This window comes from Brevibacterium sp. LAARM2_SD2 (assembly GCF_057364785.1).
Genome location: NZ_JBNFOM010000049.1, coordinates 1 through 7493, shown reverse-complemented (window position 1 = coordinate 7493; position 7493 = coordinate 1). Strand labels below are relative to the sequence as shown.

Here is a 7493-nt window from a genome sequence, read left to right as displayed (position 1 = left end):
CGACACCAGGCGGCCGCGCCCACTCATACCGAGACGCCGGCGCGTGGTGCCGGCTGCCCTCCGGCAGCCGGGTGAGCCTCGACCCGCTCCGGCGGGTCCGAGGCGAACGGGCGAGTCATACGAGCCTCCTGGATCACGCGCCCAACGCGGGAGCCAGAACGGTGGTCGCGGCCTACGCGGCCACCGTCCGCCCCCGGCAGGGCAAGGGGATTGTGTGTAACACGAAAGTGGCAGCGAGGAACGAGCGGTGCGCCACTTTCGTGTTACACACAATCATACCTTGCATCGCTCATCGCGCGTCCGACTGTGGAGGAAAATTTGCGCGCGATGAGCAGGGGCACGCGGGGTGGGCGGGCGTGTCCGACGAAGGAGGATAGAGCCGCGCCCGCCCACCCCGCGTGCATCCGTCCCGAGCTTGCGAGTGGGCGGATACGGTTTCGCCTGCGCAGCGCGAAACCGGACCCCAACGCCACGATCAAGAATCCGAACAAGGGTCGGTCCGGACACTGGCAGCAGAGCCGCACCAGCGGGGATGCCCCTGCTGCGTGTCAGGCTCGAATCACGAACACGACACGACCCGCGTCCCACACACGGCTGTCGTCTGCGCATAGGAACCAAGAGAACCAGCCGTCACCAACCAGGAGAGTCCAGTGAACCGTATCCCCGCACACCTGTCCGTCGCGGCCGTGATCATCTTCGTCGTCACGGTCCTCGTCATCTGCCCACCCGACCGCATCAGCCCCATCCTCGACTGGTTCACCATCATCGCGGGCATCGCGAGCTAACGCCCGCTACGAAGAAACGGGTACCCCGGATCTCGGGGTCGGGTTCTCTGGTGGGGTGACCGTTTCTGCGCAGCCACCGTGCACTGTCCTGCGTGTGGTGGACTCCCAGACAGAGTGAGGGTTCCAGCGCGGCCAAGTTGGGGGAGTGGGTGCAGTCCCAGCGGCCGCCGAATCGGACCTCGCTACGCTCGGACAGACAAACACGTCCGCCGGAAACATCTGACTTGGTATGTCCCATGTTGAACACGCCGACGGATGTCCGATGCTGAACGGTCTTTCTGTGGGAGCGTGATTGGTATGAGCACTTCGAGCACGGAAACCTGGGGCCAGATGTGGCTGCCACTGTGGCCCCTGGCCTCTGATGACCTGCTCCACGGCATCTATCGCACCAGCCGCCACAACGCCCTAGACCGGCGCTACATCGAGGCCAATCCGCAAGCCATGAGCAACCTGCTCGTCGTTGACATCGACCACCCCGACGCACTCATGCGCGCGATGTGGAATCGCCAGCAGTGGCAGCCCAACGCCGTGGTCGAGAACCCCACCAACGGCCACGCACACGCCGTGTGGGCACTCGCGGAGCCAGTCACCCGCACCGAGTACGCCAGGCGCAAGCCGGTCGCCTACGCGGCCGCCGTCACCGAAGGGCTGCGCCGATCCGTCGACGGAGACAAAGGCTATTCCGGACTGATGACGAAGAATCCCACCCACGACCAGTGGGAGGCTTCCTGGCTCACAGACCACCTCTACAGCCTCGATGAGCTCACAGAGCATCTCACCGTCGCGGACTTCATGCCGCCGGACTCCTGGCAGCGCACCAAGCGCAAGAAGCCCGTAGGCCTCGGCCGCAACTGCACGCTCTTCGAGACCGCCCGCACCTGGGCTTATCGGGAGATCCGCCATCACTGGGGCGACTCTTCCGGCCTGGTCGACGCGATCAGCCTCAAGGCCCACGACCTCAACGGCCAGTTTTCCGAACCGCTACCAATCAGAGAAGCCGAGGACATCGCCCGGTCGATCAGCCGGTGGATCATCACCCAATCCCGCATGTGGTCCGGCGGCCAAGAAGCGTACGAACGCAAATTCAGGAGCATCCAAACAGCCCGCGTTGGGAAGCGGTGGGGGACGACCTCCGAGGAACGTGAACAGCGACGACTCGCAATCTTGGAGGGATCGAAGTGACCGCACAGCCAACCCGCGCACGTCGGGGACAGACCGCGCGTGAACTCGCAGACCGATTCGGAGTCTCACCACGTACCATCAGGCGCACCGTGGCAGAGGAACGATCCGAATTCCTCAACCGCGCGCAGCAGCGTCGTGAGCGAATCCGTGAGCTGCGTGCGACGGGCCTGAGCTATCGCGCGATCGCGGCCGAGGTCGGGTGTTCCGTCGGCACTGTCCACAATGCCCTTCGCAGAGAGGACGACGATTCATGACCGAGAACGACGACACGTCGAAGTTGAAAGCAGCTGGGATACGGCTCGATCCAGATCTCTTATACACGTTGAAGCTACATGCGGTGCAGTCCAGCACAACGATGCAGGCTCTCGTCGACAAGTACATTCGTGCAGGACTGGCCTACGATCAGATTCCCATCACCCACCGGCCGCACTCTGATAGCGAAGGTACTAAGTAGAAGTGGCTGAGCGTCCCTCCTGGGGAGTCCAACAGGCTGCGCGTGAGTGTGGAGTCTCCCCGGCAACGATCCGCCGCCGGCTCAAAGACGGTTCGTTGCCCAATGCGGCCCAAGGTGCTCGAGGTGCCTGGTCGATCCCGGTCACTGATCTCATCGCTGCCGGCCTCAACCCTGGTCAACCCTCTCCACCTGACCGTGTGCAAGGGGTAGTCACCGACCCTACTCACGCCAAAAATGACCATAGTCATGACTATGGTCAAAGAACATCGTCGCAGGACACAGCCCTCCGAGACCTTGAGCAGAAGTTACTCAGTGAGCAACGTGAAGTTGAGCATCTGCGTACCCAGGTGAGTACCCTGCAGAACAATCTCGATGATCTGCGCACAGCCATGCGGATGCTAGAAGCAGCCCCCGCTGACCGATCCGAAACGCCCCAAGAACCAGCACCAACGAATGAGCCTGCACCAGCTCCCGAGCCTGCACCTCGCACGAGCTTCCTTGGACGATTGTTCGGCCGAAAGTAGCAGAAGGTATAACCGGCTTACACGCTAAAAGGCTCCTGCAGGTACCTGCAGGAGCCTTCCGTTCAGCTGGCTGTGAGGGCATCTAGCGATCCGCTGGGCTTCACCGAAAGAGGGACTCCACCCAGGTTCTCACTAGAAGGGTTTGCCGAAAGAGGGCCTCACCTGAACCAGTCACGCCGCTCCACGTCATGCATCTTGTAGAGCTAACTGAACACCTCCAGAATACCACGACTATTCCGGATCTTCTGGCATCAATATCTTTTGCGCATCTTGCATGGGTACGCTAGCGCAACCTATAATTGGATTTCCTTCATGTATAAGCTTACTCCGCGCGCTTGAAAAGAGAAAATTTTGGAACAGCGTACGACGAGAAAAATTAACCACCGCCGGCAAGAAGTTTTCGCCTCCATCACCCGCAGCATGCACCTCCGGCTAGGCGCACCCGTACGCGATTCCTTCTTCCACTGGGAAGACGAATCCGGCAGCCACTATCCGTTAGCCAGCCTGATGAGCTCTCGATCAGGGAAGGCCGGGGGAGGGCGTGGGGGGAAGACGCGTCTCGCCCTGTACCTCAGCTTGCTTTGGGTGGCCGCCGGCAAAGACCACTCAAGCAATAGACCGACCAGCACGTGGGCAGCCCTCTTGGGCCTCTCTGATCCCGACAGAGCAGGCAGCAGAGCTATTCGAGCTACGTGGAAAGAACTTGAGCAACGTGGGTTCGTGACCATCTCTCCCGCTGCCAAAGGCGATGAACCACCGACGATTACACCTCTCCGAGAAGACGGATCCAGAAGACCCTACACACGACCTCAGGGTCTAGAAGGAGACACCTATAGGCGCATCCCCGAGTTTGCGTGGCGGTCCCTTTTCCCAGACGAGGAACTAACAGGACCAGGACTTGCCATGTACCTCGTTGCGCTTCGAACTGCAGGAAAAGCGCAGACCACATCCCGACTAGTCTTCCCTGCGGACTATTTCCGAGAAGAGTACGGCCTCGGCGAATCCACACGAAAAGCGGGACTGCGGAACCTTTCGTACTTAGGTGTCCTCGATGCACGGCAAGACAGCACTGACCCTTACGGGGATCCTTCCCGCCGGCGCCGTCGGAGAAACACCTACGATCTCCTTGAAGCGTATGCTTCCCCACCGCCTATACCCCGCGAAGAGACAGAACGACCAGCACAGGAATCCAAAGAGAATCGTCGCTGACCATAACTTTTACTCCTACGCAGAAACGGTCACCCCTACCCGTTTATGCGTAACAGGGGTGACCGTTTCTGCGTGATCTGAAGACAGGCGAAATGACACCGTTTCGTGTCAGTGCCGGTTGATAAGGTTGATAGAGCGTTGCTCTCGACCCGAGAGAACCCGGGCTAGTTTGGTCTCTGGACCAAATGAAAAACCACCCGTTGGCGCGGGTGGTCGTTCCGCCATCTAGTGGCTACCAAGGAGGCATATTCCTTGTGTTAAGACACATCCAGAATACGCGTGAGACTTCTCGCAAGTCAATACTCGCGCGCTCAGCCTCACTGGGGCCACCCGGCCCTAGGAGGCATCATGGAACCGAAGCGGAACCGTGAGCCGAACTGGGCGTTCTTGGGATTCTGCCTGAACGGTGCTCGCATCGTTTGGGAGATCATCAAGACGCTCGTTCTCGGTGAGTAAGTAGACGGCAGGGGCGAGACCTTCGGGTCTCGCCCCTCGCTATTTTGACCGCCCGGTTCAGGATTTCTCATCAAGGTAGTCCCGGACCAGTGACCGAATGCACCCGCACGGCTCATCGGCTCCGTGGTGGTGACCGATGCATCGGTCGTCCGGGCAGCCACATGCGTCGCCGTGCCACTCTGGGTCTCCATCCTGCCAGTGCATGGCCCACTGACGAACGCTGATCCCGCGCCCGTCTAGAAACTGCTGCGCTTCCTCATTCAGTTGCATCTTCGAACACTCTCATTCACCACGGACACGGCACCACGCGCAGGGCAGCACGCGGTTGGTGCGCAGAAACGGTCACCCCACCAGAGAACCCGACCACGCGCTCACCCCGCCGGTTCTCACATGTCTCACATGATTCCCGGAACACGTCATCGGCACTGGTCAGACATGTTTTCTAACAAAATCTAACGACGGTGTTCAGCGCCCTCGCCGGGCCTCGGCCTCCGCATCTGCACGGCGCAGATACTCCTCACGGTCGATAGCACCACGCGCACGGTCGGTCAGGTTCTTCACGTCCTCCCGGTTGGGCACCCACCCCTCATGCCACGCATCCGCGAACGCCTGGATGACGGCGTCGCGCTGTATCTCATCCAGGCCCTCGAACAGGTCGGGCCAGCGGTTCTCGATGTCGAATCGTTGACTCATCCTCATCACCGTTTCAAGACAGGGGCAGACTGGGTGAGCTTCGGGGCCGGCTTCGGGGCGGCCGCCTGATCTTCGCGGCCCTGGCCTGAACCTTTGCCCGCAGTTCCTTCTGGAACTGCGCTGTCTCAGCCGGCGCCCGCTTACTCGCATCAACCGGTTTCGACTGCGCCAGCTTCTCAGCGGCCGCGGTGCGCTCAGGCTTCTCGGTGACCTGCTGGGTCGGCGTGCGCTGCTTGCCTGCGATGGCCTCGGCCGCACGCTCCAACGAGTGCGTGACGACGTTGGCGTCATCACCACGCACGTGCAGGGCGTAGCGGATCTGTCCATCGATCTTCTCGCGCTCGATGGCGTAGTGGACCCCGTTGGATCTCAAGTTCTTCTCCAAGGCACGCATGACGTGCTCGTCCTCAAGGGTCACCACCTCGCGGCCGGCCTGGCTGGGCAGCTCGGAGAGCTTCTTCATGCTCACCTCACCGCCGGGACTGCGAACGGCAGCCGCCGCCCATTTCAGGCTCGTCGCCGCCGAGGACAGGCCCTGCGCCAACAGGGCATGGGTCAGGTGCCCTGCCCGGTTTGCGATGAACGTCAACGCCACCCGTGCGCCGGCCTGCGTAATCTCGCTCGAGACCCGCTCGAGTCGCTCTTCTCCGTTGTCGATCCCGCTCATGGTTGCTCCTTTCCGGTGATGGTCAGTCGCGCGGCAGTTCCGCGTCCTTCATCCACTTCCACGTCGTGAACTCATCGACGTCGGTCGGTTTCGTAGTGAGCTTCTTGTAGACGAATTTGGTCAAGAGGATGAGCTTCACCAGCACCCACCCCAGAACGAGGATCACGCCCGAGAGCACCAAGCCCACGGCGGAGACCACGGCGTCGACGACAGCACCGACGACGGCCGAGACCAGCCTCATCCCACCCTTGATGAACATCAGGATCAGGCTCGTGGCCACGGCGGCAACGATCACCCCGAGCACCCACATAGCAACCCCCTATGGTTGGTCTGCCTTCCAGTACACCACGCCCCACAGACGCCTCACCGCCTGAATCGGGGCTGTGGTGGTGCCTGCCGGTCCGGTTTGCTTCGAGGCGCCTCCGCTTGGCGTGCCGCCAGCCGCTTCGCCACTGTCTCCCGCAGAGCCTTCTGCTGCTCCTCCCGGCTAACCCCGGCAGACGTCAGCGCCGAAGGTAGCGACGATGCCGGCGCCCTCGCCGGCTGCTGCGCCGGTGAGAGCCGGCGCAGCCGGCTCAAGGCTGCCTTCCGACGCTGCACCGTGCGCACCTGAGCCACAGTCTGCTGCGGTCCCGTCTTCCGCCGAGGAGCGACCTCGAGACCATGCGCGCGTTCAAGGGCCTGACACACCGTCTGGGCCTGCCGGCGGTCGTTGCGACCGTGCCACACGTTGCCCTCGTAATCGACCCGCGAGACCACGATGTGCACATGATCGGCACCGTGGCGCACCACCACCCACGGATGGTTCTCAAACCCCATCTGCTCCGCGAACGACTGCGCGATCTCGGCCCACTCCTCGTTCGACAGCACCCGATCATTCACGGTGTTGCGCAACGATGCCTGCCAGATGCCCTTGGTGATCTCCGGCCGGGTCTGCTGGGCAGCCCGCAACTCCGGTGCCCACCGGGCCGGATCCGTCTGCCCCTCAGCACCGATGTTCGACCCGATGACCTGACCGCCTGAGTGCTCCTGGCCCATCGCGTCGTAGTAGACGTGCTCGTTGGCCTTGCCCGGCCCATGCAGATACGCCCCGATGTCACCGGCCCGGGCACCGCGCGTGATCTTGGCAATCATCGCCTCTCCACCAGCCTCCGCAGCAGTTCGCGCACCTCGTCCTGCCCGGCACGCAACCGCGCCAGGTCACCGGCCACCTCGTCACGGTCGACCACCGGCCCACCCTGGGCCTCGGCGTTGAGCGCCCGAGCGATCTGATTGATGTTGCCACCCAACCGGGTCATGGCCGCACGCACCTTCGCGACCTCCTCAGCCACTCCCGGCCGATCCCGCTCCGCTGCCAAGTGCCCGGCCACAACCGACCGCGCCCAAGCCGCGAGCTGCCGCTCACCGGCAGCCGTCGACCACTGGGTGTACTCGTCCTCACTCAACGCCAGATTCACCCTCCGCGTGCGCTTGGCCTCCCCCGGCCGGCGGCCGGCCAGCCCGCCGCCGGCGCGCGACCGACG

The 7493-nt window shown here is 62.6% G+C and carries 8 protein-coding genes and 1 pseudogene; 4 read left to right on the top strand and 5 right to left on the bottom strand.

The window, feature by feature from the left end; genetic code table 11:
* Positions 1 to 650 precede the first annotated feature (650 nt).
* The 4 genes from AC2W7K_RS17930 (at position 651) to AC2W7K_RS17915 (ending at position 2421) form a co-directional block, all read left to right on the top strand.
* The gene (locus AC2W7K_RS17930) at positions 651 to 785 is read left to right on the top strand and encodes a hypothetical protein (RefSeq protein ID WP_486006504.1); all 135 of its coding nucleotides are present in this window, start codon (positions 651 to 653) and stop codon (positions 783 to 785) included.
* A 297-nt stretch (positions 786 to 1082) separates the two neighbouring features.
* Positions 1083 to 1967: a replication initiation protein gene (locus AC2W7K_RS17925; protein ID WP_259801738.1), complete on the top strand. Its 885-nt coding sequence runs from the start codon at positions 1083 to 1085 to the stop codon at positions 1965 to 1967.
* Complete coding sequence (locus tag AC2W7K_RS17920) at positions 1964 to 2221, top strand: helix-turn-helix domain-containing protein (protein WP_375544640.1); 258 nt, start codon at positions 1964 to 1966, stop codon at positions 2219 to 2221. Before AC2W7K_RS17925 ends, AC2W7K_RS17920 begins: the two co-directional genes overlap by 4 nt.
* Positions 2218 to 2421 (top strand): hypothetical protein, encoded by a 204-nt coding sequence (locus AC2W7K_RS17915; protein ID WP_259801737.1) that lies wholly within the window; start codon positions 2218 to 2220, stop codon positions 2419 to 2421. The genes AC2W7K_RS17920 and AC2W7K_RS17915 overlap by 4 nt, the downstream gene beginning before the upstream one ends.
* Positions 2422 to 5075: 2654 nt before the next feature.
* On the opposite strand, the gene AC2W7K_RS17910 is transcribed toward AC2W7K_RS17915, so the two are convergent.
* The 5 genes and pseudogenes from AC2W7K_RS17910 to AC2W7K_RS17890 form a co-directional block, all read right to left on the bottom strand.
* Positions 5076 to 5303, bottom strand: coding sequence for an antitoxin VbhA family protein (locus tag AC2W7K_RS17910; protein WP_486006503.1), 228 nt, complete (start codon positions 5301 to 5303; stop codon positions 5076 to 5078).
* A gap of 13 nt (positions 5304 to 5316) precedes the next feature.
* Positions 5317 to 5970, bottom strand: a complete 654-nt coding sequence (locus tag AC2W7K_RS17905; protein ID WP_486006502.1) for a DUF3801 domain-containing protein — start codon at positions 5968 to 5970, stop codon at positions 5317 to 5319.
* Positions 5971 to 5992: 22 nt separating this feature from the next.
* A complete protein-coding gene (locus AC2W7K_RS17900) occupies positions 5993 to 6280 on the bottom strand; it encodes a hypothetical protein (RefSeq protein ID WP_486006501.1) in 288 nt (95 codons plus the stop codon).
* Positions 6281 to 6333: 53 nt separating this feature from the next.
* On the bottom strand, positions 6334 to 7104 hold the full coding sequence (locus AC2W7K_RS17895; RefSeq protein ID WP_486006500.1) for a relaxase/mobilization nuclease domain-containing protein: 771 nt from the start codon (positions 7102 to 7104) through the stop codon (positions 6334 to 6336).
* Positions 7101 to 7493: pseudogene (locus AC2W7K_RS17890) on the bottom strand (hypothetical protein); the annotation flags it as partial. The gene AC2W7K_RS17895 and the pseudogene AC2W7K_RS17890, both read right to left, overlap by 4 nt.